25 protein-coding genes are annotated in these 24813 nt (G+C 74.4%); 21 read left to right on the top strand and 4 right to left on the bottom strand.

What is annotated here, in order from left to right:
* Positions 1 to 69: 69 nt before the first annotated feature.
* Genes FJR00_RS01635 through FJR00_RS01685 form a run of 11 tightly spaced genes read left to right on the top strand, consistent with a single transcriptional unit; the run spans position 70 to position 11447 of the window.
* A complete protein-coding gene (locus tag FJR00_RS01635) occupies positions 70 to 1329 on the top strand; it encodes a glycosyltransferase family protein (RefSeq protein ID WP_141337196.1) in 1260 nt (419 codons plus the stop codon).
* Positions 1319 to 2701, top strand: coding sequence for a glycosyltransferase (locus tag FJR00_RS01640; protein WP_141337197.1), 1383 nt, complete (start codon positions 1319 to 1321; stop codon positions 2699 to 2701). Before FJR00_RS01635 ends, FJR00_RS01640 begins: the two co-directional genes overlap by 11 nt.
* The gene (locus FJR00_RS01645) at positions 2698 to 4026 is read left to right on the top strand and encodes a glycosyltransferase family 4 protein (RefSeq protein ID WP_141337198.1); all 1329 of its coding nucleotides are present in this window, start codon (positions 2698 to 2700) and stop codon (positions 4024 to 4026) included. Before FJR00_RS01640 ends, FJR00_RS01645 begins: the two co-directional genes overlap by 4 nt.
* Complete coding sequence (locus FJR00_RS01650) at positions 4013 to 5824, top strand: ABC transporter ATP-binding protein (RefSeq protein WP_238330248.1); 1812 nt, start codon at positions 4013 to 4015, stop codon at positions 5822 to 5824. The genes FJR00_RS01645 and FJR00_RS01650 overlap by 14 nt, the downstream gene beginning before the upstream one ends.
* The gene (locus tag FJR00_RS01655; protein WP_141337199.1) at positions 5821 to 8076 is read left to right on the top strand and encodes a phosphotransferase; all 2256 of its coding nucleotides are present in this window, start codon (positions 5821 to 5823) and stop codon (positions 8074 to 8076) included. The genes FJR00_RS01650 and FJR00_RS01655 overlap by 4 nt, the downstream gene beginning before the upstream one ends.
* A complete protein-coding gene (locus FJR00_RS01660; protein WP_141337200.1) occupies positions 8073 to 8696 on the top strand; it encodes a hypothetical protein in 624 nt (207 codons plus the stop codon). Before FJR00_RS01655 ends, FJR00_RS01660 begins: the two co-directional genes overlap by 4 nt.
* Before the next feature lie 34 nt (positions 8697 to 8730).
* Complete coding sequence (locus tag FJR00_RS01665; protein WP_141337201.1) at positions 8731 to 9555, top strand: CPBP family intramembrane glutamic endopeptidase; 825 nt, start codon at positions 8731 to 8733, stop codon at positions 9553 to 9555.
* Positions 9556 to 9581: 26 nt separating this feature from the next.
* Positions 9582 to 9932 (top strand): GNAT family N-acetyltransferase, encoded by a 351-nt coding sequence (locus FJR00_RS01670; protein WP_141337202.1) that lies wholly within the window; start codon positions 9582 to 9584, stop codon positions 9930 to 9932.
* Positions 9929 to 10189: an RNA-binding S4 domain-containing protein gene (locus FJR00_RS01675; RefSeq protein WP_238330249.1), complete on the top strand. Its 261-nt coding sequence runs from the start codon at positions 9929 to 9931 to the stop codon at positions 10187 to 10189. Before FJR00_RS01670 ends, FJR00_RS01675 begins: the two co-directional genes overlap by 4 nt.
* Before the next feature lie 45 nt (positions 10190 to 10234).
* Positions 10235 to 11044 carry a bifunctional hydroxymethylpyrimidine kinase/phosphomethylpyrimidine kinase gene (locus FJR00_RS01680; protein ID WP_141337203.1) on the top strand — a complete coding sequence of 270 codons (810 nt, stop codon included), beginning with the start codon at positions 10235 to 10237 and terminating at the stop codon, positions 11042 to 11044.
* A gap of 1 nt (position 11045) precedes the next feature.
* Positions 11046 to 11447 carry a hypothetical protein gene (locus FJR00_RS01685; protein ID WP_141337204.1) on the top strand — a complete coding sequence of 134 codons (402 nt, stop codon included), beginning with the start codon at positions 11046 to 11048 and terminating at the stop codon, positions 11445 to 11447.
* A 43-nt stretch (positions 11448 to 11490) separates the two neighbouring features.
* Here FJR00_RS01685 and hisC read toward each other — a convergent pair whose 3' ends face one another.
* Positions 11491 to 12597, bottom strand: coding sequence for a histidinol-phosphate transaminase (gene hisC, locus FJR00_RS01690; protein WP_141337205.1), 1107 nt, complete (start codon positions 12595 to 12597; stop codon positions 11491 to 11493).
* Between the two features lie 90 nt (positions 12598 to 12687).
* Here hisC and FJR00_RS01695 point away from each other — a divergent pair, with 90 nt between their 5' ends.
* The 6 genes from FJR00_RS01695 (at position 12688) to FJR00_RS01720 (ending at position 18261) form a co-directional block, all read left to right on the top strand.
* Positions 12688 to 13065, top strand: a complete 378-nt coding sequence (locus FJR00_RS01695; RefSeq protein ID WP_075957978.1) for a phage holin family protein — start codon at positions 12688 to 12690, stop codon at positions 13063 to 13065.
* A 4-nt stretch (positions 13066 to 13069) separates the two neighbouring features.
* The gene (locus FJR00_RS01700; protein WP_141337206.1) at positions 13070 to 13822 is read left to right on the top strand and encodes a dienelactone hydrolase family protein; all 753 of its coding nucleotides are present in this window, start codon (positions 13070 to 13072) and stop codon (positions 13820 to 13822) included.
* A 146-nt stretch (positions 13823 to 13968) separates the two neighbouring features.
* Positions 13969 to 15147: a pyruvate dehydrogenase (acetyl-transferring) E1 component subunit alpha gene (gene pdhA / locus FJR00_RS01705; protein ID WP_238330250.1), complete on the top strand. Its 1179-nt coding sequence runs from the start codon at positions 13969 to 13971 to the stop codon at positions 15145 to 15147.
* Positions 15148 to 15158: 11 nt separating this feature from the next.
* Positions 15159 to 16208 (top strand): alpha-ketoacid dehydrogenase subunit beta, encoded by a 1050-nt coding sequence (locus tag FJR00_RS01710; protein WP_075957980.1) that lies wholly within the window; start codon positions 15159 to 15161, stop codon positions 16206 to 16208.
* Positions 16209 to 16218: 10 nt separating this feature from the next.
* Positions 16219 to 17769, top strand: coding sequence for a dihydrolipoamide acetyltransferase family protein (locus FJR00_RS01715; RefSeq protein WP_141337208.1), 1551 nt, complete (start codon positions 16219 to 16221; stop codon positions 17767 to 17769).
* Positions 17770 to 17859: 90 nt separating this feature from the next.
* Positions 17860 to 18261: a hypothetical protein gene (locus FJR00_RS01720; RefSeq protein WP_075957981.1), complete on the top strand. Its 402-nt coding sequence runs from the start codon at positions 17860 to 17862 to the stop codon at positions 18259 to 18261.
* Between the two features lie 157 nt (positions 18262 to 18418).
* On the opposite strand, the gene FJR00_RS01725 is transcribed toward FJR00_RS01720, so the two are convergent.
* The 3 genes from FJR00_RS01725 to FJR00_RS01735 all read right to left on the bottom strand — a co-directional run bounded on the left by FJR00_RS01725 (position 18419) and on the right by FJR00_RS01735 (position 20963).
* Complete coding sequence (locus tag FJR00_RS01725; protein ID WP_238330251.1) at positions 18419 to 19375, bottom strand: patatin-like phospholipase family protein; 957 nt, start codon at positions 19373 to 19375, stop codon at positions 18419 to 18421.
* A gap of 2 nt (positions 19376 to 19377) precedes the next feature.
* Positions 19378 to 20289, bottom strand: a complete 912-nt coding sequence (locus FJR00_RS01730; protein ID WP_141337209.1) for a maleylpyruvate isomerase family mycothiol-dependent enzyme — start codon at positions 20287 to 20289, stop codon at positions 19378 to 19380.
* Positions 20290 to 20417: 128 nt separating this feature from the next.
* The gene (locus FJR00_RS01735) at positions 20418 to 20963 is read right to left on the bottom strand and encodes a hypothetical protein (RefSeq protein ID WP_141337210.1); all 546 of its coding nucleotides are present in this window, start codon (positions 20961 to 20963) and stop codon (positions 20418 to 20420) included.
* A gap of 173 nt (positions 20964 to 21136) precedes the next feature.
* Here FJR00_RS01735 and FJR00_RS01740 point away from each other — a divergent pair, with 173 nt between their 5' ends.
* The 4 genes from FJR00_RS01740 (at position 21137) to FJR00_RS01755 (ending at position 24802) form a co-directional block, all read left to right on the top strand.
* Positions 21137 to 23122 carry a bifunctional copper resistance protein CopD/cytochrome c oxidase assembly protein gene (locus tag FJR00_RS01740; protein WP_141337211.1) on the top strand — a complete coding sequence of 662 codons (1986 nt, stop codon included), beginning with the start codon at positions 21137 to 21139 and terminating at the stop codon, positions 23120 to 23122.
* Positions 23119 to 23940 (top strand): carbon-nitrogen family hydrolase, encoded by an 822-nt coding sequence (locus tag FJR00_RS01745; RefSeq protein WP_141337212.1) that lies wholly within the window; start codon positions 23119 to 23121, stop codon positions 23938 to 23940. Before FJR00_RS01740 ends, FJR00_RS01745 begins: the two co-directional genes overlap by 4 nt.
* A gap of 153 nt (positions 23941 to 24093) precedes the next feature.
* Positions 24094 to 24324: a DUF6458 family protein gene (locus FJR00_RS01750; protein ID WP_075956786.1), complete on the top strand. Its 231-nt coding sequence runs from the start codon at positions 24094 to 24096 to the stop codon at positions 24322 to 24324.
* Positions 24272 to 24802: a GtrA family protein gene (locus FJR00_RS01755; RefSeq protein ID WP_238330252.1), complete on the top strand. Its 531-nt coding sequence runs from the start codon at positions 24272 to 24274 to the stop codon at positions 24800 to 24802. The genes FJR00_RS01750 and FJR00_RS01755 overlap by 53 nt, the downstream gene beginning before the upstream one ends.
* The last annotated feature ends 11 nt before the right edge of the window (positions 24803 to 24813 follow it).

Below are 24813 nucleotides of genomic sequence, written 5' to 3' on the forward strand. Positions count from 1 at the left end.
GCGCTCATCCCCCGGTAGTTGACTCGTCCCACGGCCGCCACCCCGGCGGTCGGGACGAGGAGGACGACCATGAGCAGGTATGCCGTGCCGGAACCGGTCCGGGTGGTCTTCTACTCCCACGACTCCCAGGGCCTGGGCCACTTCCGCCGCAACCGCGCCCTGGCGCACGCGCTCGCCGACGGGCTGCCCGGGCTCACCGGACGCCAGGTCACCGGCCTGCTCGTCAACGGCGTGGCCGGCACCTCCGGGGCGTCGGTCCCCGAGGGCTTCGACGTGGTCACCCTGCCCGGGGTCGGCAAGAACGGCACCTCCTACGGCCCACGCAGCCTGGGCATCGGGATGGCCGCCGTCACGGGCCTGCGCAGCGAGATCGTCCGCGCCACCCTCACCGCCTTCGCGCCCGACCTGGTCGTCGTCGACCGGCACGCGCTGGGCGTCGACGGCGAGCTGGCCCCCGCCCTCGCCGAGCTGCGGGCCACCCGCCCCGGGGCCCGCACGGTCCTGGGCCTGCGCGAGGTCCTCGACGACCCCGCCGCCGTCGCGGCCGAGTGGGCCCGCACGCCCGCGTCCCTCGTGCGCGAGCTGTTCGACGAGATCTGGGTCTACGGCGACCCGCGCGTCCACGACCTGCGGACCACCGGCGAGCTGCCCGAGGCCCTCCACGACCTGGTCCGCTACCAGGGCTACCTCGCCCACGGCCGGGCCGAGGACCCCGACGACCTGCACCCGGCACGGCCCTACCTCATCACCACGGCCGGCGGCGGCAGCGACGGCACCGCGCTGTGCCGGGCCGCCGCGGCCGCCGAGGTGCCCGCCGGCCACCACCACGTCGTCGTCACCGGTCCCCAGATGACCGACGCCGACCACCGCGAGGTCGAACGGGCGGCCGGCCCCTCCACCCGGGTCGTCCGGTCGGTCCCCGACGCCGGCGGTCTCATCCGGCAGGCCGTCGCGACCGTCTCGATGGCCGGCTACAACACGGTCGCCGAGACCATGGCCACCGACGTCCCCGCCCTGCTCGTCCCCCGCGACTGGCCCCGGCGCGAGCAGCTGATCCGCGCCGAGGGCCTGACCGCCGTGGGCGCCGCCGACGTGCTGCGCCAGGGCGACCTGACGCCGGAGCGGATCAGCGGCTGGTGGGCCTCCGTCCTCGGCCGCCGGGTCGACCGGAGCTCCCTCGACCTGGCCGGGCTGTCCACGGTCGTGCGCTCGACGGCCCGGCTGACCTGCGAGGCGACCCCCGCCCAGGCGGAGGCCGCCCACCCCGCCCGCGTGACCGCATACCCCACCCCTGCCGCCCGACCCGAGGAGCTGCGCCATGCCGGCTGAGACCGTCACCCCGACCCGCCGCACCGCCTACGTGCTCAAGGTCTACCCGCGGTTCTCCGAGACCTTCGTCGTCACCGAGATCCTGGCGCGGGAGGCGGCGGGGGAGGAGCTGGCGATCTACGCGCTGCGGCCGACCAGCGACGCCCGTTTCCACCCGCAGCTGGCCCAGGTGCGCGCGCCGGTCACCCACCTGCCGCGGCCGCACAAGCTGGCCACCGAGTGGGACGTGCTGGCCCGCGCGCAGGCCGAGCTGCCTGGGTTCGGCGAGCGGTTCGGCGCGCTGATGCCGCTGCTCGTCCGGCTCGACCCGTCCGTGGTCGCCCAGGGCGTGGACCTGGCGCTGCGGCTGCGCGCCGACGGCATCACCCACGTGCACGTGCACTTCGCGTCGATGGCCTCGTGGGCGACCGCGATCGCCTCCGCCCTGACCGGCATCCCCTACACCGTCACCACGCACGCCAAGGACCTCTTTCACGACAGCGTCGACCGGGTCGTGCTGGGCGAGGTGCTCCACCGGGCCGAGCGGGTCGTGGCGATCAGCGACTTCAACCGCCGGTTCCTGCTGGACATCGACCCGGCGCTGGCCGACAAGGTCGTGCTCGTGCGCAACGGGCTGGAGCTGGGGCGGTTCCGCTACCGCGACCCGCAGGAGCCGCAGGGCCCGTTGCGGGTGCTGGCCGTCGGGCGTCTCGTGGAGAAGAAGGGCTTCGGCCACCTCGTCGAGGCGGCCCGGCTGCTGGCCGGCAAGGGGGAGGGGGCGACCGGGCCCGAGCGCTTGCCGCTCGACGTGCGGATCGTCGGCGACGGCGAGCTGAAGGCCGACCTCACCGCCCAGGTCGAGGCCGCCGGGCTGGGCGAGACCGTCCAGCTCCTCGGGCCCCGCAGCCAGGCCGAGCTCGTCGAGGAGCTGGCCGCCGCCGACGTCCTCGTCGCGCCCTGCGTCGTCGGCGCGGACGGCAACGCCGACGGCCTGCCGACCGTGCTCCTCGAGGCGATGGCCAGCGGCGTCCCCTGCATCGCGAGCGACGTGACCGGCATCCCGGAGGCGGTCCACCCGGCCGGGGAGCAGGGTCCGGCCACCGGCATCCTCCTGGGCGCCGACCCCTCCGACCTGGCCGAACGGCTCGCCGCCGCCCTCGCCGAGGTCGCCGACCCGTCGTGGCCGCGGGTGGAGGTCGCCCGGGCCGCCCGGGCGCTGGTGGAGAGGGAGTTCGACACCGCCCGCCAGAGCCGTCGGCTGGCCGCGCTCGAGGGTATGCCGCGGGCCGGGGAGGGTGCCGACGACGCCGTCGAGGGCGTCTTCGCGGATGGTGGCGACGGTGCTGCCGCGGAGCCGACGGGTGCCGTCCCGACCCTGGCCGGTGCGCGATGAGCCTCACCGTCGCCTACGTCTGCGCCGACCCGGGCATCCCGGTCTTCGGGACCAAGGGCGCCAGCGTGCACATCCAGGAGCTCGTCCGGGCCTGGCGGGCCCGCGGTGCCCGCGTCGAGGTCTTCGCCGTCCGCCGTGGCGACGACGTCCCCGCCGACCTGGCGGACCTCCCCGTGCACGTCGTGCCGGTCGCCAAGGTGCCGCGGGAGCGTTCGCGGACCGTGCAGGTCGCCGAGCGTGAGCGGGCCCAGCAGCGGGCGGCCGCGCAGCTGGCCCGGATGGTGACCGAGCTGGCGCCCGACGTGGTGCACGAGCGCTACTCGCTGTTCTCCACCGTCCTGGGGCAGGTGCAGGACGTGCTGGACGCGCGTGGTGCCGACGTCGCCACGATCCTGGAGGTCAACGCCCCGCTCATCGACGAGCAGCGCACCCACCGCGTCCTCGTCGACGAGACCGCCGCCCGGGAGGCGCTGGCCGACCAGCTGGCCGCCGCCGACGTCGTCGCCTGCGTGTCCGAGCCGGTCGCCGACTGGGTGCGCGGCGAGCACGATCGGCAGGCACGGCAGTCGTGTCACATCGGTCGCCCGGACGACCGATGTGACACGACAGCGGCGCACATCGGTCAGGGCGTTGGCCCCGCGGTCGTCGTCACGCCCAACGGCGTCAACACCGACCGGATCCGCCCGACCACCCCCGACCTGTCCGACGACCCGGTCGTCGTCTTCGTCGGCACGCTCAAGCCGTGGCACGGCGTCGAGGACCTGCTCCGCGGAGCAGCCCTGGCCCGCCGTCCCTGGCGGCTGCGGATCGTCGGCGACGGGCCCCAGCGCTCGGCGGTCGAGGAGCTGGCCGCCACCTGCGGCCGGCCCGTCGAGCTGGTCGGGGCCGTCGCGCCCGACCAGGTCCCGGGCACACTCGAGGGGGCGCTCGTAGCCGTGGCGCCCTACCCGGAGTCGGGCGACCACTACTTCTCCCCGCTCAAGGTCTACGAGTACGCCGCGGCCGCCCTGCCCGTCGTCGCCTCGCGGATCGGCCAGATCCCGCAGGTCGTCGAGCACGGCCGCACCGGCCTGCTCGTCCCGCCGTCCGACCCCGCCGCCCTGGCCCGGGCGATCGACGACCTCGTCGCCGACCCGGCCCGCGCGCAGGAGCTGGGCCGGGCCGGCCGCGCGCTGATGGTCGAGCACCACTCCTGGCACGCGGTGCTGGACGCCACCCTCGCCCCGCTGGGACGGCCCGGCGACCCCCACCCGGGCCTCGCCCGGACGGCGGACGCGCCCGCCGGCGCGACTCCATACCCCGGAGGTGCCCGTGGCGTCGCGTGACACCCTCAGCCCCTCCGCCCTGCGCCGCACCCTGGGGCTGCTGCGCCCGCACCTGCCCGGGCAGCGGCTGCTGCTCGCCGGCGGGGGCGGGCTGCTGCTGCTCGAGGTCGTCTTCCGGATCCTCGAGCCGTGGCCGACCAAGCTCGTCGTCGACGCGGTGACCCGCAGCCTGGGCGCCGACCTGGGCGAGCCCGGCCCGACCGCCGGCGTCCAGCTGCTCCTGGCCTGCGCGCTCGCAGCCGTCTCGATCATCGGCCTGCGGGCGGTGTGCAACTTCGGTGCGACCGTTGCGTTCGCGCTCGGCGGGTCGCGGATCGCCACGGCCCTGCGCGCGCGGGCGTTCGACCACGTGCAGTCGCTGAGCCGGACGTTCCACGGCACCGCCCGCTCGGGCGACACCGTCCAGCGGCTCGTCGCCGACGTGGGCCGGCTGCAGGAGGCGGCCGTCTCCGCCGGTATGCCGCTGCTGGTCAACGTCGTCACGCTGATCGCGATGCTGGGCGTCATCACCTGGCTCGACCCGGTCATCGCCGTCGTCGCCCTGGCCGCGGTCGTGCTCTTCGCGCTGTCCTCGCCGCGCAGCAGCAGCCGGATCACGCACGCCTCCCGCAAGACCCGCCGCAGCGAGGGCGACCTGGCCAACATCGCCCAGGAGACGCTCGCGGGTATGACGCACGTGCACGCCTACGGGATGGAGGAGGACCGCGCGCAGCACTTCCGCGGCTCCAACGCCCGCTCGCTCAAGGACGGCGTGCAGGCCAAGCGGCTGGCGGCCGGGCTGGAGCGGCGCACCGACGTGCTGGTCGGGGTCGCGACCGCGGCGGTGCTGTTCATCGGCGGGCTGCGGGTGGTCCAGGGCGCGATGACCCCCGGCGACCTGGTCATCGTCCTGACCTACCTCAAGACGGCGATGAAGCCGCTGCGCGACATGGCCAAGTACACCGGCCGCATCGCCCGCGCCGCCGCCTCCGGCGAACGGGTCGCCGACCTGCTCGACGTCACCCCCGACATCACCTCCCCGGCCGAGCCGACGCCGCTGCCGCGCACCGTCCGGGGGGAACTGGAGTGGCGGGACGTCGACCTGTCGTTCGTGCCGGGCGTCCCGGTGCTCGACCGGTTCTCCCTGCATGTCCCCGCGGGCCAGCAGGTCGCGCTGGTCGGGCCGTCGGGCTCGGGCAAGTCGACGCTCGTCGCCCTCGCGCTGCGCCTCGTCGACCCCGACCAGGGCAGCGTCCGGCTCGACGGGATCGACCTGCGCCGCCTCGACGTCGGCGAGCTGCGCGCGCAGACCGCGCTCGTGCAGCAGGAGGCCGTTCTGTTCACCGGCACCGTCGAGGACAACATCCGCCACGGCCGCCCCGGCGCCACCGACGCCGAGGTCGCCCGGGCCGCCCGGCTGGCCGGGGTGGACGAGTTCACCCGGGCCCTGCCGGAGGGTATGCGGACGCTCGTCACCGAGCGTGGCGGCAGCCTCTCGGGCGGTCAGCGGCAGCGGATCTCGCTGGCCCGGGCGTTCCTGCGGGACGCCCCGGTGCTGCTGCTCGACGAGCCCACGACCGGGCTGGACCCGGAGAACGTCGAGCTGGTCAGCCGGGCGATCGAGCAGCTCTCCCGCGGACGGACCTGCCTCGTCGTCACGCACGACGCGCAGACCGCCCGCCGGGCCGACCGGGTGGTCGTCGTGGAGGGCGGCCGGGTCACCTGGGACGGCCCGCCGCAGGACGCACCGCTGGAGCGGGTGCTGGAGGAGGAGACGGCCGGGGCCGGAGAGCAGACCGCCCTGCGGAGCGTCTCGTGAGCCTGGGCGACGCGGGCCTGTCCCTGCTGCTGGACCCCGACCGGCTGACGGTCCTGGTAGGTCGCCCTGTCCGGGCCACCCACCTGCGCGCCAAGCCGGGGGTGAGCGCGACCGCCACGCTGATGGACGAGGACGACCGGCCGTGGGGGTGGGTCCGGACCCTGACCGGCCAGGCCCGGGTCAAGGGCGACAAGGCCAGGGCCGTGGCCGACGAGGTGGGCCTGGCCGGCGAGCTGCGCGAGGCCGAGCTTCCCGGCCGGGACACGGTCGTCCAGTGGGGGCCGGTCGCGACCGACCCCCGGCTGGCCCGCGAGCTGGCGCGGGTCGCCCGGGTGCTCACTGTGCAGGACGCGACCGTCCTGCGCTACAACCCGTTGCGTCGTCTCGTCCTGAGGCACGACGACCTCGTCCTGCGCGTCACCGAGGACCGGCACCGCCGCCGGCTGGTGGGCACGACCCGGCCGCTGGCCGCCGCCGGCGTGCCCGTCGTCGGGTCGTGGCGCGCCCACCCGGCCGCCTCGTCCCGCACCTCCGTCTGGTCGTGGGTCCCCGGCCGGGACGCCTCGGGCACGACGGACCTCGTGACCCAGCGCGCCGTGGGCGAGGCACTCGGCCGGCTGCACCGCGCCGACCCCGCCCTGCTGCCCGACCTGCCGCGCCGCGGCTGGGCCCAGCTGCGTGCCGCCGCGGCCGACTCGGTCGCCCTCCTGGAGCAGGTCGCGCCGGGGGCCGCGTCCGCCGCCGCCCGCGCCCTGGCCCGGCTGCCGGAGCAGGACCCCGGCCCCCACCTGCCGCAGGTCGTGGTGCACGGGGACTTCTCCCTGGACCAGTGCGTCGTGGCCGGCAAGACGCCGGCCCCGGTCGTGCGGCTCCTCGACCTCGACCGGGCCGCGCTCGGTGCCCCGGTCCTCGACCACGCCGTCCTGCTGGCCACCGCGCTCGCGTCGGACGACCCGGTCCTGGACGCGCCGGGCGGGCTCGCGGCGCTGGGCGAGGGGTACGCCACCAGGACCGGACGGCCCGTCGCCGTGCCCGGTGCCTGGGCCGCGGCAGCGCTCCTGGCCCGGGTGGCCGAGCCCTGGCGCGGGCAGCGACCGGGGTGGCAGGTCGAGACCGCGCGGCGCTCCCTGCTGGCCGCCCGGCTGGCCCAGGAGGAGGACGCCTGGGCGGAGCGGGCGCCCGGCAGGCAGGTCATCACCGTCCAGCGTGCCTGGCCCGGTCGTGCCCGGGACGGGGTCCGCGAGACCACCGTCGAGGGACGCGACGCCGACGGGAGGCTGCGGGCCGGGACCGTGGGGCCCGACGGCATACCCCGGGTGCTGCCGCCCGGCACCGACCCCCGCCTGCCCGCGCTGTCCAGGGTCGCCCCCCTGGGCGAGGTCGTCGTGCACCGGGCCGGGCGGCGCGCGGTCGTGCGGACCGCCGACGCCTACGTCAAGGTGCTCCGACCAGGTCGGGCCCCCGCGGTCGCGCGGGCCGGGGCGGCCGGGGCGGCGCTGGCCCGGGCCGCCGGTCTTGCGGCCCCGGAGGTGCTGGGCAGCGACGAGGACACCGTCACCTTCGCGGTGCTGCCCGGGCGGTCGGTGCACGAACTCTCCGCGGACCCGGGCTGGACCGAGGTATGGCGTGCCTGGGCCCAGGCGTGGACCCGCCTGCAGGCGCTCGGGCCGGGGGACGCCGCGGCGGCTGGGCTCCCGACCCACACCGGGGACGACGAGGCCGGGGTGGTGGAGACCTGGGTGGGCCGGGCCGTCGAGGCCGGGCTGCTCGACGACCTCTGGGCCCGGCGCGGCCGGGAGGTCGCGGACCGGCTGAGGGAGGCCGGCGACCCCGTCCGGCTGGTCCCCACGCACCGCGACCTGCACGACAAGCAGCTGCTCTGGGACGGAGCCGCGCCGGTCGGGCGACGGCTCGGGGTGCTCGACCTGGACACCGCCTGCCTGGCCGACCCGGTGCTGGACCCGGTCAACCTGGCCGTCCACGCCGACCTGCGCCGGGCCCAGGGGCTCTGGTCGGCCACGGCCTCCGGGGTGGTGGTGGCCGCGGCGCGCTCCGTCGTCGACGACGCCGACCGCTGGGCGGTCGCCGAGCTGGCGACGGTGGTGCGGCTGGTCTGCGTCTACGCCTTCCGTCCGCAGTGGCGGGAGACGGTCGCCCGGTGGGCCGAGGACCGGTGGGAGCGGGCGGATGAGAGTTCTCTCATCGACGTCTCACGGCCCTCTCCTGCCGACCGGGCATTCTGGGTCTCATGAAGGTCCTCGCGTCAGCCATCGCGCTGCTGCTCGTCGGTCTCACCGGGGTGTGGCTGTGGTTCGACGCGACCGCCGAGGCGGGGCAGGACCGCGCCGGGGTCGTCATCACCGGCGAGGCCGACCTGGCCACGACGCGCGAGCTCGCCGAGGCTGCCGGTCTGGACGGGCCCCCGGTGGTCCCGGGGGAGGAGGAGACTGCTCCGCGGAGCACCGAGCCTGCCAGCGCGGCCGACGAACCGTCCCTCGACGAGCAGGACGGGGCCGAAGTCCAGGAGGCTGCCGAGGCCCAGGAGGCTGCGCGGGCCGGCCAGGTCGTCGACGTCCTCCTGGGGGCCTCTGCCGACCTGCGCCTGCGCGTGCGGGAGGCCATCGAGGCCATCCGCGCCGAGGAGGCTGCCGAGGCCGCCGAGCAGGCTGAGGCCGAGCGGGAGGCCGCCGAGAAGGAGGCCGCCGAGAAGGCGGCAGAGGAGCCGGCCCCTGCGCCCCGGCCGGCGACCGTCCAGCCCGTGCCGGTCCAGCCCCCGCCCGTCGTCGTCCACGACGACGACTGGGACGACGATGAAGACTGGGACGATGACGACTGGGACGACGACGATGACGACGACTGGGACGACCACTGACTGACTGACGGCTCGCCCCGGCTACCGTGACCCGGTGACCACGACCGACCGCCGCACGCTGCTCACCGAGACGGTGCTCGTGCTCGGGCTCAGCCTCGGCGCCTCCGCCGTCTGGTCCCTGCTGTCGCTGGTCCGCAAGCTCACCGCCGAGGCCCCGCTCTCGGCCCAGACCACGGCCATGAACACCAGCCGGGTGCCCGACCGGCCCTGGCTCGACCTGGCCTACCAGCTGGCCGACGTCACCCTCGCGCTCGTCCCCGTCCTGCTCGCCCTCCACCTGCTGGCCCGCGACCCGGGGCCCGCCGTCCCCGGCGCCCTCGGCACCCCGGGCACCCTCGTCACGCCCGGTGCTGCCCACGCCGCCGGCCCGCCGCACCGGCTCATGGGCCTGGACCTGACCCGGCCGACCCGGGACTTGCTGCACGGGACCGCCCTGGCCGCCGCGATCGGCATACCCGGCCTGGGCCTGTATCTCGGGGCCCGCGCCCTGGACCTGAGCACCACCATCGCCCCGGCGAACCTGCCGCAGGTGTGGTGGGCGGTGCCCGTGCTCGTCCTCGCCTCGGTGCAGAACGCGCTGCTCGAGGAGGTCGTCATGGTCGGCTACCTCTTCCGCCGGTGGTCCCAGGCGGGCTGGTCGACGGTGACGGTCGTCGTGGTGTCGGCGCTGGTCCGCGGCACCTACCACGCCTATCAGGGCTTCGGCGGGTTCGTCGGCAACGTGGCGATGGGGCTGCTGCTCGGGTGGGTCTACACGCGCACGCGCCGGGTCATGCCGCTCGTCGTGGCCCATACCCTCCTCGACGTCGTGGCGTTCGTGGGGTATGCGGTGCTCGCCGACCGCGTCGGGTGGCTGTGACGGGGCTCGCCGCTAGGCTGGGGCGCATGACCAACGTCGCAGTCGTGCACCGTCCCGCCGAGTCCCGCTGGGAGGCCATGAGCGGGGAGGACGTGGTGGGGCACCTGTCCTACGACACCACCGGCAACACGGTCGACCTGCACCACACCCTCGTGGAGCCGGCCCACCGCAACAAGGGCGTGGCCGACAGGCTCGTCGAGGAGGCCGTGCGGGAGATCCGGGCCGAGAAGATGAACCTGCGGCCCACCTGCTCGTACGTGCGCGCCTGGATGGAGCAGCACCCCGAGCACCAGGACCTGCTCGAGCCCAGCCTGCTGCCCGAGGACCAGGACGAGGCGGGGCAGGACGGGTCCGGTCCCGCCGAGCCCGCGTCGTGACCCCCGGCCAGGGCGGGCAGGACCCGGGCTCCGAGGGGATCCCGGTCGAGCTGGTGCCGATCCGGGACGAGTCGATCCGACTCGGCCAGCTGCTCAAGCTGGGCAACCTCGTGCAGGACGGCGCCATGGCCCGGATGGTCGTGGAGAACGGCGAGGTCAGCGTCGACGGCGAGATCGTCGTGCGACGCGGCACCCAGGTCCGTCCGGGCCAGGTGGTCGAGTACGCCGGCCAGGCGATCAGCCCCGTCCGCCGCTGAGGCGGTCGTTCGCACCCTGCCCGGGGCACCTGCGATCATCGAGGGATGCACACCCCTCCTGTCGCACTCACCATCGCCGGCTCCGAGGCCACCGGCGGCGCCGGCGCCCAGGTCGACCTCAAGACCTTCCAGCAGCACGGCGTCTTCGGCTGCATGGCCCTGACCTGCATCGTCTCCTTCGACCCCAAGGACGACTGGAACCACCGGTTCGTCCCCGTCGACCCGCAGGTCATCACCGACCAGCTCGAGGTCATCACCACCACCTACCCGCCGGAGCAGCTGCGGGTCGCCAAGATCGGCATGCTCGGCACGCCCGCCACCATCGGCACGGTCGCCGAGGCGCTGCAGCAGCGGCAGTTCGAGCACGTCGTCCTCGACCCGGTCCTCATCTGCAAGGGCCAGGAGCCCGGCGCCGCGCTCGACACCGACGAGGCGCTCAAGGCCCAGGTGCTGCCGTTGGCCACCTTCGTCACCCCCAACCACTTCGAGACGATGTCCTTGTCCGGCATGGACTCCATCGAGACGGTCGAGGAGCTCACCGAGGCCGCCCGGCGGATCCACGAGAGTTCCGGAGCCATCGTGCTGGCCAAGGGCGGGGTGCACCTGCCCGGCGACGAGGCGCTGGACGTCTACGTCGACGCCGAGCGCACCGAGGTCCTCGCCGCCCCCAAGCTGGGCGACGGCGCGCAGGTCGCCGGGGCCGGCTGCACCCTGGCCGCCGCCGTGGCCGCCCGCCTCGCGCTGGGCGACGACCCGTTCGGCGCGGCCAAGGCCGCCAAGGAGTTCGTCACCCGCGGGATCGAGGGACGGCTGGCCAGCGCGGCACCCTTCGACGTGGTCTGGCAGGGCGCCTGAGGTGACCCTCTCGCCGAGCGGCTCCGACGCCGTCGTGACCGGTCACCCCGGTCGCGCGTGGTCGATCATGCTGATCGGCGGGGTCCTCGGCTGGATCTCCGGCCAGTCCTGGAGCATCGACCGTGGGTTCGGCGAGGCGTTCTCCCTCTTCATGGCCTTCGGCACGCTCGCGGTCATCGCCGCCCCGGCCCAGATGACGGCGGGCCGGGCGGCGCGGCCGGTCTGGGTGGCGGTCGCCGGGGCCATCGGCATCACGGTGCCGTGGTTCTTCGACCTGGCCATCGAGCTGGGGGGCGACGGCGTGTGGCTGCCGACCCTGTTCGTCCTGGTCGTCGGGTTCGGCGTGACCTACGGCGTGGCCACGTTCACCCGGATCGCGATGCACCGCCTGGAGGACTGGTAGACCGCCGACCGGCAGGGCACCGGCGGGCAGGCCACCGGCCGGGTCACTCCCGGCTGTGCAGCCACTCCCCGGCGATCCCGAGGAGCCGGTCGTTGGCCTCGGTCTCCCCGATCGAGCAGCGCACGCCCTCGCCCGCGAACGGCCGCACGGTCAGCGCCCGCGCCTGGCAGGCCTGCGCGAACGGCACCGCGTCCTCGCCCAGCGGCAGCCACACGAAGTTGCCCTGCGCGGCGGGCACGTCCCAGCCCTGCTCGACCAGCGCGGCGTGCACCCGCTCCCGCTCGGCCACCAGCTGCTCGACCCGGACCATGAGCTCGTCCCGGGCCGCGAGCGAGGCGATCGCCGCCTGCTGCGCCAGGTCGGTGACCCCGAACGGCGTGGCCGCCTTGCGCAGCGCCGTCGCGACCTCCTCCTGCGCCACGGCATACCCCACCCGCAGCCCGGCCAGGCCGTAGGCCTTGGAGAAGGTGCGCAGCACGACCACGTTGGGGTGCTCGCGGTAGAACGCCAGCGCGTCCGGCACCGACTCCTCGGTCGTGAACTCCAGGTAGGCCTCGTCGATGACCACCACCACGTCGCGCGGGACCTTGGCCACGAACGCCCGCAGCTCGTCGCCCGTGACGGCCGGCCCGGTCGGGTTGTTGGGCGTGCAGACCAGCACCAGCCGGGTCCGGTCGGTGACCGCCTCGGCCATCGCGTCGAGGTCGTGCCGCGCGTCGGCCGTCAGCGGCACCTGCACCGAGGTCGCGCCGGAGAGCGCCACGACGATCGGGTAGGCCTCGAAGCTGCGCCACGCGTAGACGACCTCGTCGCCGGGCTCGCAGGTGATCTGCACGAGCTGGGCCAGCACGGCCACGCTGCCGGTGCCGGTGGCCAGGTGCCCGGCCGGCACGCCGAGGTGCTCCGCGAGCGCCTGGGTCAGCGCGACCACGCCCATGTCGGGGTAGCGGTTCATCGTCGCCGCCGCGTCCGCCACGGCCCGCACCACCGAGGGCAGCGGCGGGAACGGGTTCTCGTTGGAGGAGATCTTGTAGGCGGTCATCCCCTCCACCGGTGCCGGCGGCCTCCCGGGGGAGTAGGCGGGCACCTTCGCCAGCGCCTCGCGCAGGCGGACGGGGACGGGCCGGTCGGCGGGCTGCTCGGACGTCATGGGGCGAAGCCTAGTGAGGCGGGGCGACACACGTGGCGGCAGCCGGGTCAGGGCGAGGCGGCTGTCGGTGCCGCGTGCCACGATGGTCCCATGAGCATCCTCATGCAGATCATCGCCAACGGCGTGGCCCTCTGGGTGGCCTCCCTGCTGCTCGACGGCATCGAGTTCGGCGGGTCCGGCACCAACAAGGTGCTGACCATCGTCGGGGTGGCCGTCATCTTCGGGCTGGTCAACGCCCTGGTCAAGCCGCTGCTAAAGCTGGTCTCCCTGCCCCTGGTCGTGCTGACCCTGGGGCTGTTCCTCATCGTCATCAACGCGCTGATGCTGCTGCTGACCTCCTGGCTCTCCGGGGTGGTCGGCCTCGACTTCACCGTGCAGTCCTTCTTCTGGGACGCCGTCCTCGGCGGCATCATCGTCGGCGCCGTCGCCACGGTGGTCGACATGCTGCTGCCCGACGGTCGGGAGTGAGCCGATGATCGAGCCGGTCCCGCACGAGATCCCCACCGCCGACGGGGCGCTGCCCGGCCTGCTCTGGCTGCCCGAGGGGGCCTCGGCCGACGCCCCCGTGCCCGGGCTGGTCCTGGTGCAGGAGATCTTCGGGCTCAGCGACTACGTCCGCTCCCGCGGCGCCGACCTCGCCGCGCTGGGGTATGCCGTGCTCGCCCCCCAGATCTTCGGTCGCCTCGACCCGCCGGTCGTCGCGGTCGAGGACGACGACCCCGACGTGCTCGGCACCGCCATGGGCCTCGTCGGCCAGGTCGACTGGGAGCTGGCCGCCCGCGACGTCCTGGGCGCCCGGGACGCGCTCGTGGCGATGCCCGAGGTCGACGACCTCGCGGTCGGGCTGGTCGGCTTCTGCTTCGGCGGCGGGCTCGCCTTCGACGTGGCCGCCCGCGCGGCCCAGGCGCAGACGCCGGTCGCTGCGCTGGTCAGCTTCTACGGCTCGGCGCTGCCCGGGCTGCTGGACCGGGCCGGGCACGTCACCTGCCCCAGCCTGCACGTCTTCGGCACGGCCGACAGCTACATCCCCATGGAGCAGGTCGAGCAGATCCGCGAGGCCGTCACCGCCGGCGGCACCCGGGAGCAGGTGCGCTTCGAGCTGCACGAGGGCGCGGGCCACGCCTTCGACAACCCCAACCCGATGTTCCACCACGAGCGGGCCAGCCGGGAGGCGTGGGCGCAGGCCGAGGAGTTCCTCGCCGAGCACCTCCCGACGGGGCGGTAGCGCACCCGCGGGGCGCCTCCGCATACCCCCTCGTGGGTGGTTGACGTGCACGTCCGGCAGGCCCTGGGCGGTGAGGTAGCCTGCCACCGAACGAAGCCGTCACCGTCACGCCGCGGCACGCCGCCGCACCGATGAAGGAGTCAGCGTTGAGCGACGAGGAAGTCGCGCGGTCCACCGCGCCCAGCACGCACGAGCCGCCTGAGCGGGACATCACCGACGGTGGCCCGGACATGGTCCAGTTCCTCGCCGCCGACGGCACCCGGGTCGAGCCGACCGAGGTGAGCGCGCCCTACCTGTCCTTCCTCGACGACGTCGACGACGAGGCGATGCGGGGGATGCTGCGCGACCTCATCCTCGTGCGCCGCGTCGACGCCGAGGGCTTCGCGCTGCAGCGCCAGGGTGAACTGGGGCTGTGGCCCAGCCTGCTCGGGCAGGAGGCCGCCCAGGTCGGCGCCGGCCGGGCGATGCGGCCGCAGGACTACGCCTTCCCCGGCTACCGCGAGCACGGGGTGGCCTGGTGCAAGGGCGTCCCGCCGGAGAACCTGCTCGGCATGTTCCGCGGGGTCAACCACGGCGGCTGGGACAGCAACGAGAACAACTTCCACCTCTACACGATCGTCATCGGCAACCAGATGCTGCACGGCGTCGGCTACGCGATGGGCGTCCAGCTCGACGGCGACGTCGCCACCGGCGACCCGGAGCGGGACACGGCCGTGATGGCCTTCACCGGCGACGGCGGCACCGCCCAGGGCGACTTCAACGAGGCCCTCGTCTTCGCCTCGGTGTCCAACGCGCCGGTCGTCTTCTACGTGCAGAACAACCACTGGGCGATCTCCGAGCCCAACGAACGCCAGTTCCGCGTCCCGCCGTACCGCCGCGCCGACGGGTTCGGCTTCCCCGGCGTGCGGGTCGACGGCAACGACGTGCTGGCCTCGTACGCCGTCACCCGCGCCGCGCTCGACCGCGCCCGGGCGGGGGAGGGGCCCACGCTGATCGAGGCGTTCACCTACCGGATGGGCGCGCACACCACCTCGGACGACCCGACGAAGTACCGCATCTCCGCCGAGGTCGACGTCTGGAAGGCCAAGGACCCGGTCGACCGGATGAAGAAGTACCTCCTGACCGAGGGGATCGTCGACGAGGACTGGCTCACCGCCGTCCACGAGGAGGCCGACGAGCTGGCCCGGCGCATCCGGCACGCCTGCCAGACGATGCCCGACCCCGGGCACGAGGAGATGTTCCAGCACGTGTATGCCGACGCGCACCCGCTGGTCGAGCGCGAGGCCGCCGAGTTCGCGGCCTACCAGGCCGGCTTCGAGGACTGAGGAGGAGAACGATGACGACGACGACCAGCACCTCCTCGGGCGGCGCCCCGGCCAGCACCGCGAGGCGGACCACGATCGCCAAGGCGCTCAACGCCGGGATGCGGGCGGCGATGGAGCGCGACGACAAGGTCCTGCTCATGGGCGAGGACATCGGCAAGCTCGGCGGGGTCTTCCGGATCACCGAGGGCCTGCAGAAGGACTTCGGCGAGCACCGGGTCCTGGACACGCCGCTGGCCGAGGCCGGGATCATGGGCACCGCCGTCGGCCTGGCCCTGCGCGGCTACCGCCCGGTCGTGGAGATCCAGTTCGACGGGTTCGTCTACCCGGCCTTCGACCAGATCGTCTCCCAGGTCGCCAAGATGCACTACCGCTCCCAGGGCACGCTCAAGCTGCCGATGGTCATCCGCATCCCCTACGGCGGCGGCATCGGGGCGGTCGAGCACCACAGCGAGTCCAACGAGTCCTACTTCGCGCACACCGCCGGGCTGCGCGTGGTCACCGCCTCCACGACCGAGGACGCCTACTGGATGATCCAGCAGGCCATCGCCAGCGACGACCCGGTCGTCTTCTACGAGCCCAAGCGGCGCTACCACGAGCGCGGCATGCTCGACCTCGGCGACGGGAGCGCGCCCGACCTGGCGGACGCGCCATACTCCCTGGACCAGGCCGTCGTGCGGCAGGAGGGCAGCGACGTCACCGTGCTGACCTACGGGCCGATGGTCAAGGTCGCCATGGCCGCCGCGCAGGCCGCCGAGCTGGAGGACGGCCCCTCGATCGAGGTGCTCGACCTGCGCTCGCTCTCGCCGATGGACACCGACGCGATCGAGGCGTCGGTGACCAGGACCGGGCGGGTGATCACCCTGTCTGAGGCGCAGACGTTCACCAGCGTGCACGCCGAGATGGCCGCGTGGGTCCAGGAGCACTGCTTCTACCACCTCGAGGCGCCGGTCCTGCGGGTCGGCGGCTACAACATCCCCTACCCGCCCAGCCGGCACGAGGAGGTCTTCCTCCCCGACCTCGACCGCGTGCTCAACGCCGTCGAGACCGTGCTGTCCTACTGAGGAGCCACGCATGCCCGAGTTCAAGCTGCCGGACCCCGGTGAGGGGCTGGTCGAGGCCACGATCGTCCAGTGGAAGGTCGCCGTCGGCGACACGGTGAAGACGAACGACATCGTCGTGGAGGTCGAGACCGCCAAGTCGCTCGTCGAGCTGCCCGTCCCCTGGGACGGCACCGTGACCGCGATCCTCGCCCAGGAGGGCGACGAGGTCGAGGTCGGCACCCCGATCATCACCATCGACACCGGTGACGGGGCGGGGGCCGACGGCGGGTCCGCGGGTGAGACCGCCGGGGACGAGGGCACGGCTGATGGCGCCGGGACGGACGGCACGACGGCCGAGGACGTCACCGACGCCGCGACGGCCGCCTCCGACGACATGGTGCCCACGCCGCCGGACGGTGGTGGCGACGAGGGCGGGCCCGGGCCGGGCGGCCGGGAGGCCGTGCTCGTGGGCTACGGCGCCATCGAGACCTCCACGACCCGGCGGCGTCGCCGCGGCGCGGCCGCGGCCGAGGAGGCCGCCGAGCAGGCGGGCGCGCCGCGCCGGGCCAAGGCCAAGCCGCCCGTGCGCAAGTACGCCAAGGACAAGGGCGTCGACCTGACGCAGGTGACCCCGAGCGGTGAGGACGGCGTGGTCACCCGCGCCGACGTCGACCGCTACCTCGCCGGGGGTGCCGCGAGCGGGTCGGCCCAGCACGCCGCCGCCGAGCACGCCGTCCCGCCGGCCCAGGGCGCCGCCACCGGCGACGCGGCCCCGGGCGTCGGACCCGACACCGCGGGCGGTGACACCGGCGCAGGCGGCCGCGAGTCGGCATACCAGCGTCCGACCCTGTCCCACTCGGGCGAGCGTGAGGAGCGCACCGACGTCAAGGGCGTGCGCAAGATGATGGCGCAGGCCATGGTCAGCTCGGCCTTCACGGCGCCGCACGTCACCGAGTTCATCACCGTGGACGTGACGCGCTCGATGGAGCTGGTCGAGCGGCTCAAGTCGGACCGCTCCTACGGCATGAGCGACCTCAAGGTCAGCCCGCTGCTGTTGCTGGCGAAGGCCATGTGCCTGGCGGTGCGGCGCAACCCGGGCATGAACGCCGTGTGGGACGACGAGGCGCAGCAGGTCGTGCAGCGCAACTACGTCAACCTCGGGATCGCGGCCGCGACCCCGCGCGGGCTGGTCGTGCCGAACATCAAGGACGCCGACCTCATGGACCTGCGTCAGCTGGCGGAGGCGCTGGGCGACCTGGTGACGACCGCCAAGGCCGGGCGCACGCAGCCGGCCGACATGGCGGGCGGGACGATCACGATCACCAACGTGGGCGTCTTCGGGGTCGACACCGGCACGCCGATCATCAACCCCGGCGAGTCGGCGATCGTGGCCTTCGGCGCGGTCCGGCGGATGCCGTGGGTCGTCGGCGAGGGCGCGGACGAGCGGATCGAGCCGCGCTGGGTGTCCCAGCTGGCCGTGTCGTTCGACCACCGGCTCATCGACGGGGAGCTCGGGTCGAAGTTCCTGGCCGACCTGGCCGCGATCATGGAGGACCCCGCCCGGGCGATGGTCTGGGGCTGAGGGCTGAGGGCCCAGGGCTGAGGGCTCGACCAAGGGCTGGGCCGCGGGGCGTCGCGGCCCGCGGCGCCGGGTCCGCATACGATCGCGCACATGGCTTCCCGCGCCCGGCTCCAGGACCGGCTGTTCTCGCTGCTGACCACGGTCGCGGCGCTGGTCGTGCTGGTCGTGGGCCTGTCGCGCGGCAACGTGCGCTTCGCCGTGCTGGGGATGCTGTTCTTCCTCGGCTACGGGGTGCTGCACTCGGTCAGCCGGCGGCTGATGCCCGCGGCCCGGCTGCTCGACGGCTCGGAGGCCGACCAGGCCGAGCGGATGGCGCAGTTTCGGGCGACCCGGCTGACCGGCCAGGTGGCCCTCGGCGTGGCCGCCGTGGCGTTGGTGGCCGAGCTGTCGGTGCAGTGGCCGCCGGCCCTGTGGGTGGCCGGGACGGCGATGCTGGTCGTGGCGGTCTTCGTCGGGGCGCTGTGGTTCTACGGCCGGGGTGCCCGGCGCTGAGGCTGACGGTCGGTCGCCGGCCCCGGAGCCGGTCGGCCTGTGCAGCAACCGTGTCCTGACGCGGGACACGCCGCAGCGCTGACGGCACAGTGCACGACACGCCGGGCCGATCGGCCGGCCTGTGCGCGACACGCCGGGCCAAGCGGCCGACAACCGGTCAGTCGGCCTCGGTGCCGGGGGCCCGGTCGTCGGCGCTGTCGGCGCGGACGCCCGGGCCGACGCGGTTGTGGCGGCGGGCGGCCAGCGAGCGGAGCTGGTCGACGCGGCCGCGGGCGGCCTCCTCGCCGGCGTCGATGGCCACGGCGCTGCGGTGGAAGTCGCCGATGTCCACCCCCTCGATGTGCGGGTCGATGAGCACGTCCGGCCGGTAGAACCCGAGCCGGGCGGCCGTCAGCTGGGCCTGCATGACGTCGATCGCCCGGAACGCCTCGCGCAGCGTCCCCAGCGCGTGCCGTCGCTGGTAGCGGTCGGCCTCGATGTCCGGGGCCGACATCGGGGTCAGGGCGGTGGCGTCCACGGCGATCACCCGTCGGGCGCCGTGGGCCAGCGCCCCGTCGACCGGGATCTGGTTGAGGATGCCGCCGTCCACGAGGAGCGCGTCGCCGGCCGGCACCGGCGGGATGACGCCGGGGTAGGCGGTGGTCGCCCGCAGCGCCGTGATGAGGTCGCCCTGGGACAGGTAGTGCAGCCGCCCCTCGACGATGTCGGTGGTGGCCAGCACCAGCGGCAGGTCGAGCTCCTCGAAGGTGGCCGGCAGGTGCTCGGCCAGCCAGGCGGCGATCCGCTTGCCGCTCAGCAGCCGGCCGCTGATCCGCCAGTCGATCATCGAGGCCCAGCGCACCTCGAGGGCGACCTTGGTCATCTCCTCGGCGGTGTAGCCGGCCGCGATGAACGCCCCGACCAGCCCGCCCATGCTCGTCCCGGCGACGAGGTCGGGGCGGATGTCCAGCTCCTCCAGCACGCGCATGACGCCGACGTGGCACAGCCCCCGCGCGCCGCCGCCCCCCAGCGCCAGGCCCAGCGGAGACTCCAGCCGGCGCAGCTCGGCCTGGTGGTCGTGGGCCTCGGGCCCGTCCGGGCGGCCCCGGTCGCGGCGGGCTGACGGCAGGGGCACGGTCAGGGAGTGAGCGAGAGGGCGTCGAGGACGGTCCGGGCGAGCTCCTCGTCGCCGGTGACGTGGTATGCCGTGCCGTCCGTCGGGCAGCGACCCGCGGCCCGACGTCCGAGGGCGTGGGTGGACAGCGCGATGGAGGTGGTGCGGTCGGCCGACTCGTCGTCGACGCTGGGCACGTCGTCCTCGTCGCTGGTCTGACCGGTGAACAGCTCGTGCGCCACCGGGTCGCCGTCGGCGTCGGTGCCGATGCGCACCCCGCCCCGGGCGGTGACCGGGCCGGTGCACTCGAGGATCACGACGGTGCCGGGCTCCGGGCGGACCTTCTCCAGCACGATCCGCGGCAGGGCGTCCAGCACCTGGGAGACGACCTCGCTCGCACCGGGGGAGTCCAGCGAGCCGGGCCGGTCGAGGGCGTCGCGCAGGTCCTGCTCGTGCACCCACACGTCGAAGATCCGGCGACGAGTCAGCTCCTCGAAGGTCGCCTGCCGGCCCCGCAGCGACCGGACGGGGGTGTCGAGCTCGAGGTCGGGGTCGTACATCCCGGCCGCCCGCACCTCCACGAGGCCGCGCAGCTCGGCGACCATAGCCCGCGGGTCCTGGCCGCGGCGGGCCCGGACCCCCTCCTCGATCCAGACGCCGAGCGAGTGACGCACGTGCTCGGGCTCGCCGACCCGCACCGGCTCGTCGTCGGCGCCGCTCCAGCCGGCCCCGGGGTGCTCGGAGCCGGACAGGTAGTCCTCCACGTGCACGACGTGGGCGAGGTGGTCGCGGGCGGTCCATCCCGGGCAGGCGGTGGGCAGGTCCCACTCCTGCTCCCGGAGGGAGTCGGCGACGTCGCAGAACGAGCTGAGCGTCTGCCGGTAGGCGTCGACCAGCTCGGTGACGTCGGCGGGCGGGGCGGGGTGGACGGGCATGACCTCAGGCTACGCGTCGCGCCCGGCACCGCCCCACTTCTGCAGGTGGGAGGGTCCGGAGACGCCGACGGCCCCGGGTCGCGGGGACCCGGGGCCGGAGCGTGACGGCATACCCGTCGGTGGTGGGCTCAGGAGGTGCAGGAGCTGAGGAACTCCTCCTGCGCCGCGGCCGAGTCGGTGGTGTCGACCTCGGGGACGGTGATCTCCGCGTCGGAGACCGTCTGGTCCGGGTCGTCCAGGACGGCGTCGCGGACCTCCACGAACGGGGCGTTGATCCGCTCGAGCAGCTGGGCCTGGTCGGCGGAGGCGTCCTCGACCAGGTCCTCGATGCGCTGGCTGAGCAGGCTGATCTCGCCGTAGGAGGCGGGGTCGCCGACCTGCGCGTCGTCGAGCATCTGCCGGTCGGTCTCCGCACGGTCGGCCAGCTGGACCGCACCGCTCTGGAAGAAGTCGACGCAGACCTCGTCGTCCATCGGGGCGGCCGCCGCGTCCGCGGTGCCGCCGGTCGTGTCGGTCTCCTCGGCCCCGGCGTCGCCGGTCCCCTCGGTGCTCTCGGTGGTGCCCTCCTCGGTGGCGGCCGGGGTCACGGCCTCGTCCGCACCGTCGTCGGAGCAGCCCGCCAGCACCAGGGACAGGCCCAGGGCGGCGGTCAGGGTGATGCCTCGCATCGTCATCTCATCCGTTCTTCTCGTCGGTTCCTCGTCGCAGCGGGGGGAGCCCACGGAGGGAAGGAGATACAGGGTGCCCACCGCGGACCGGCACCCTCGTCGTCTGCGACCTCCCATTATGACCGCTCGGTAGCCGGCCGCGAACCCGGGTCGTCAGGAGGCCGACCTAGCATGGGTCCATGTCCCTCACCAGCGCCCCCGCGACCCGGTCGCCGCGGTGGGCCACCCCCGTCACCGTCCTGCTGGTCGCCCTGGTGACGGCGGTCCCGGCGGCCGCGCTCTCCGGGGCCGCGGCCCCGCTGGTGCTGGGGGACGCGGGCCCGCTCGTGCGCTGGGGTATGCCGCTGCTCGGGGTCGTGCACGACCTCGCCGCCGCGCTCACGGTGGGGCTGCTCGTGGTCGCCGCCTTCCTCGTCCGGGAAGGACGGACCACCGACCGGCGCGGCACCGCCGCCCGGCTCGCGGTGCGCTCCACCGCGGTCTGGCTGGCCACGGCCGCGGTCGGGCTGGTGCTGACCTTCGCCGAGCTGGCCGGGATACCGGTGGGGACCCCCGGCTTCCTGACCGACCTGGTGGACAACGTCTGGCGCCTGGAGCTGACCCGGCTGCTCGTCACCGAGATCCTCCTCGTCACCCTGCTCCTGCTCCTCGTGTCCTGGGCACGCACCCGGGGTGCCCTGGCCTGGTCGGCGGCGCTGGCCCTGCTGGCCCTGACGCCGCTGGCCTTCACCGGGCACTCCGCCTCGGCCCTGGGGCACGAGACGACGGTGACCGGCCTGGGCCTGCACCTGGTGGGCCTGTCCGTCTGGGTGGGCGGGCTGATGGCCATCGCCATGCTGCTGCCGGTGCTGGGCCGGGCGCTGCCGGACACGGTGCGCCGCTACTCGGTGCTGGCGCTGTGGAGCTACGTGGCCGTGGGCCTGTCGGGGGTCATCTTCGCCACCGTGACGCTGGGCGGGGTGGGCAACCTCGCCACGCCCTACGGCCTGGTCATCGTGGCCAAGGTCGTCCTGCTCGTGGTGCTCGGGGTGTTCGGGTGGCGGCAGCGGCGCACCGTCGTCGACCGGGGCGTGGACTCCCCGGGCCGGTTCGCCCGGCTGGCCTCCGTCGAGCTGGCCCTCATGGGAGCGGCCGTCGCCCTCGGCGTCGTGCTCTCCCGGACCGAGCCGGCGGTGCCGGAGCAGATCGACATCAACTCGGTCATCGACCTGACCGGCTACCCGATGCCCGAGCCGTGGGCGGCCGGACGGCTGCTGACCACGTGGCGGGTGGACTGGCTCTTCCTCCTCATGGCCCTGACCGCCGTCGGTCTCTACGTGTGGGGGATGGTCCGGCTGCGGCGCCGGGGAGACGGGTGGCCGGCCTGGAAGCTGCTGCTGTGGGTGCTCGGCTGGGGCGTGTTCGTCTACGTCACCAACGGTGCCCCCGGGGTCTACGGACGGGTGATGTTCTCGGTCCACATGGTCGAGCACATGGCCCTGATGATGGCGGTGCCGATCCTGCTGGTCCCGGCCAACGCCGTCACCCTGGCCATGCGGGCCCTGCCGGCCCGCCGCGACCGAACGCTGGGTCCACGGGAGGTGCTGCTGGCGGTCGTGCACTCCCGGTGGGCCGCGTTCGTCGTCAACCCGGCCGTCGCCGGCGCCCTGTTCTTCGGCAGCCTCGTCGTCTTCTACTGGAGCGGCATGCTGGAGTGGGCGCTGACCACCCACACCGGCCACCTGTTCATGGTCATCCACTTCACCCTGACCGGCTACGCCTTCGTCTGGTCGCTCGCGGGCACCGACCCCGGGCCGCCCAAGTGGCCCGCGCCGTTCCGGATGATGGTGCTGCTGGCCACGCTCGCCGGCCACGCCTTCTTCGGGCTGGCCCTGATGCAGGGCGCCTGGCTGCTGGCCCCAGAGTTCTTCAAGGCCATCGAGGTGCCCTGGGTGCCCGACCTGCTCGCCGACCAGCAGCTCGGCGGCACCATCGCCTGGGGCATCGGCGAGCTGCCGACCGTCGTGCTCATGCTCATGGTCGGCCTCGACTGGCTGCGCCGGGACACCCGCGAGGCGGTCCGGTCCGACCGGCAGGCCGACCGGGACGACGACGCCGAGCTGCGCGCCTACAACGAACGCCTGGCGGCCATGTCCGCCCGCACCGACCGGAGGAGCACACCATGAGGATCGCCGTCGTCCAGCTGTCCTACGGCGAGGGGGCCGACGAGAGCGTCGCCGAGCGGGCCGCCCGCGTCGCCGACCTGGTCCGCGAGCACGCGCCGGGGCACGACCTCGTCGTCCTGCCGGAGCTGTGGAGCGCCGGCGGCTTCGCCGTGTCCGAGTGGGAGGAACGCTCCCAGTCGCTGGAGGGGCCAGACCTGCCGGAGGCCCTCGCCCCGCTGCGGGAGGCGGTCCGCGGCACCGGCGCGGTACTGCATACCGGGTCGGTCGTGGAACGCACCGCCGCACCGGGCCCCGAGGGTCGCCACCTGCGGAACACCTCGGTGGTGCTCGACCCCGAGGGCGAGGTGGTGGCGACCTACCCGAAGATCCACCGGTTCGGCTTCGGCGGCGGGGAGCCTCGGCTCATGGAGGCCGGGGGCGACCTCGTCGTCACCGACCTGCCCGCACCGGCCGACGCGCTGACGGTGGGCCTGTCGACCTGCTACGACCTGCGCTTCCCCGAGCTCTACCGGGCGCAGGTGGACCTGGGCGCCCAGATGTTCGTCGTGCCGGCGGCCTGGCCGGCGCCCCGGGTGGAGGCCTGGCGTCTCCTGCTGCGCGCCCGGGCGATCGAGGACCAGTGCTTCGTGGTCGCCTGCAACACCGCGGGCGAGCACGCCGGGATCCGGATGGGCGGCTTCAGCGCCGTTATCGACCCGTGGGGCACGGTGCTGGCCGAGGCGGGCACCGGGCAGGAGGTCCTCTCGGTGGAGATCGACCCCGGCCAGGTGGACCGGGCGCGGACCGACTTCCCGGTGCTGGGGGACCGCCGGCTCTGAGGCCACCCCGCCGGCCGCCGCGCCCTGCCCCGACGGTCGCCGCCCCATGCCCGGGCGGCACCGGGCCTGGCCAGGGCCGCCGCAGCGCGTCGGCAGGCCGGTCGGCGTCGGACGGGCTACCGTGGTGGACGGTCTTCACGGAAAGGAACCACCATGGGCCTCGGCCTCGGCATCTTCCTCCTCGCCGTCGGCGCGATCCTCGCGTTCGCGGTCAACTACGCGGTCTACGGCATCGAGCTGCAGACGGTCGGCTACATCCTCATGGCGGCGGGCGTCCTGGCCCTCCTCCTGGGCCTGGTGATGAACACCCAGCGCGCCAACACCACCCACCGTGAGGTCGTCGACCGGCGCGACGACACCGACGTCCGTCACCGCGACGTCTGAGCCGTCGGCCCCCGCGCCCGGCACCGCGGCGGACCGGTTCGCCGCCGCCCGGGACCGGGTGCACGCCTGGCTCCCACGCGGGCTGGCGCAGATCCTGCCCGCCACCGCGATCGGCTTCGCGGCGATCAGCTCCTTCACCTACGCCGTCGACCTGACCGTCCTGGCCGTCGGCTTCGACGTCCTGGAGCTGCCCTACCCGGTCGCCGTCACCGTCGGCTACCTCGTCGCGTTCACCCTGGCGTTCGTGCTCAACCGGTGGCTGAACTTCCAGTCGCACGGGCCCGTCGCCGGGCAGACCGGCCGCTACGTGCTGACCGTCGCGGCCAACTACGTGCTGTTCATCCTGCTGCTGTCCAGCACGCTCGAGGCCACCGGCGTGCACTTCCTCGCCGCCCGGCTCGCCGCCGGGGCGTGCGAGGCGGTGTTCATGTACCTCATGATGCGGATCGTCGTCTTCCGGCAGAAGCGCTACGCCTGAGGTGCCGGCGA

Origin of the sequence: Ornithinimicrobium kibberense (assembly GCF_006519705.1) — a bacterium.
Lineage (GTDB): Bacteria > Actinomycetota > Actinomycetes > Actinomycetales > Dermatophilaceae > Ornithinicoccus > Ornithinicoccus kibberensis.

What these genes read in the sequence shown, in the direction of transcription:
- FJR00_RS01750 (WP_075956786.1), top strand. Translation starts at nt 24,094, where the DNA reads ATGGGCCTCGGCCTCGGCATCTTCCTCCTCGCCGTCGGCGCGATCCTC.
- FJR00_RS01745 (WP_141337212.1), top strand. Translation starts at nt 23,119, where the DNA reads ATGAGGATCGCCGTCGTCCAGCTGTCCTACGGCGAGGGGGCCGACGAG.
- FJR00_RS01680 (WP_141337203.1), top strand. Translation starts at nt 10,235, where the DNA reads ATGCACACCCCTCCTGTCGCACTCACCATCGCCGGCTCCGAGGCCACC.
- FJR00_RS01645 (WP_141337198.1), top strand. Translation starts at nt 2,698, where the DNA reads ATGAGCCTCACCGTCGCCTACGTCTGCGCCGACCCGGGCATCCCGGTC.
- FJR00_RS01730 (WP_141337209.1), bottom strand. Translation starts at nt 20,289, where the DNA reads ATGCCCGTCCACCCCGCCCCGCCCGCCGACGTCACCGAGCTGGTCGAC.
- FJR00_RS01720 (WP_075957981.1), top strand. Translation starts at nt 17,860, where the DNA reads ATGGCTTCCCGCGCCCGGCTCCAGGACCGGCTGTTCTCGCTGCTGACC.
- FJR00_RS01715 (WP_141337208.1), top strand. Translation starts at nt 16,219, where the DNA reads ATGCCCGAGTTCAAGCTGCCGGACCCCGGTGAGGGGCTGGTCGAGGCC.
- FJR00_RS01735 (WP_141337210.1), bottom strand. Translation starts at nt 20,963, where the DNA reads ATGACGATGCGAGGCATCACCCTGACCGCCGCCCTGGGCCTGTCCCTG.
- FJR00_RS01660 (WP_141337200.1), top strand. Translation starts at nt 8,073, where the DNA reads ATGAAGGTCCTCGCGTCAGCCATCGCGCTGCTGCTCGTCGGTCTCACC.
- FJR00_RS01710 (WP_075957980.1), top strand. Translation starts at nt 15,159, where the DNA reads ATGACGACGACGACCAGCACCTCCTCGGGCGGCGCCCCGGCCAGCACC.
- FJR00_RS01740 (WP_141337211.1), top strand. Translation starts at nt 21,137, where the DNA reads ATGTCCCTCACCAGCGCCCCCGCGACCCGGTCGCCGCGGTGGGCCACC.
- FJR00_RS01695 (WP_075957978.1), top strand. Translation starts at nt 12,688, where the DNA reads ATGAGCATCCTCATGCAGATCATCGCCAACGGCGTGGCCCTCTGGGTG.
- FJR00_RS01635 (WP_141337196.1), top strand. Translation starts at nt 70, where the DNA reads ATGAGCAGGTATGCCGTGCCGGAACCGGTCCGGGTGGTCTTCTACTCC.
- FJR00_RS01640 (WP_141337197.1), top strand. Translation starts at nt 1,319, where the DNA reads ATGCCGGCTGAGACCGTCACCCCGACCCGCCGCACCGCCTACGTGCTC.
- FJR00_RS01700 (WP_141337206.1), top strand. Translation starts at nt 13,070, where the DNA reads ATGATCGAGCCGGTCCCGCACGAGATCCCCACCGCCGACGGGGCGCTG.
- hisC (WP_141337205.1), bottom strand. Translation starts at nt 12,597, where the DNA reads ATGACGTCCGAGCAGCCCGCCGACCGGCCCGTCCCCGTCCGCCTGCGC.
- FJR00_RS01670 (WP_141337202.1), top strand. Translation starts at nt 9,582, where the DNA reads ATGACCAACGTCGCAGTCGTGCACCGTCCCGCCGAGTCCCGCTGGGAG.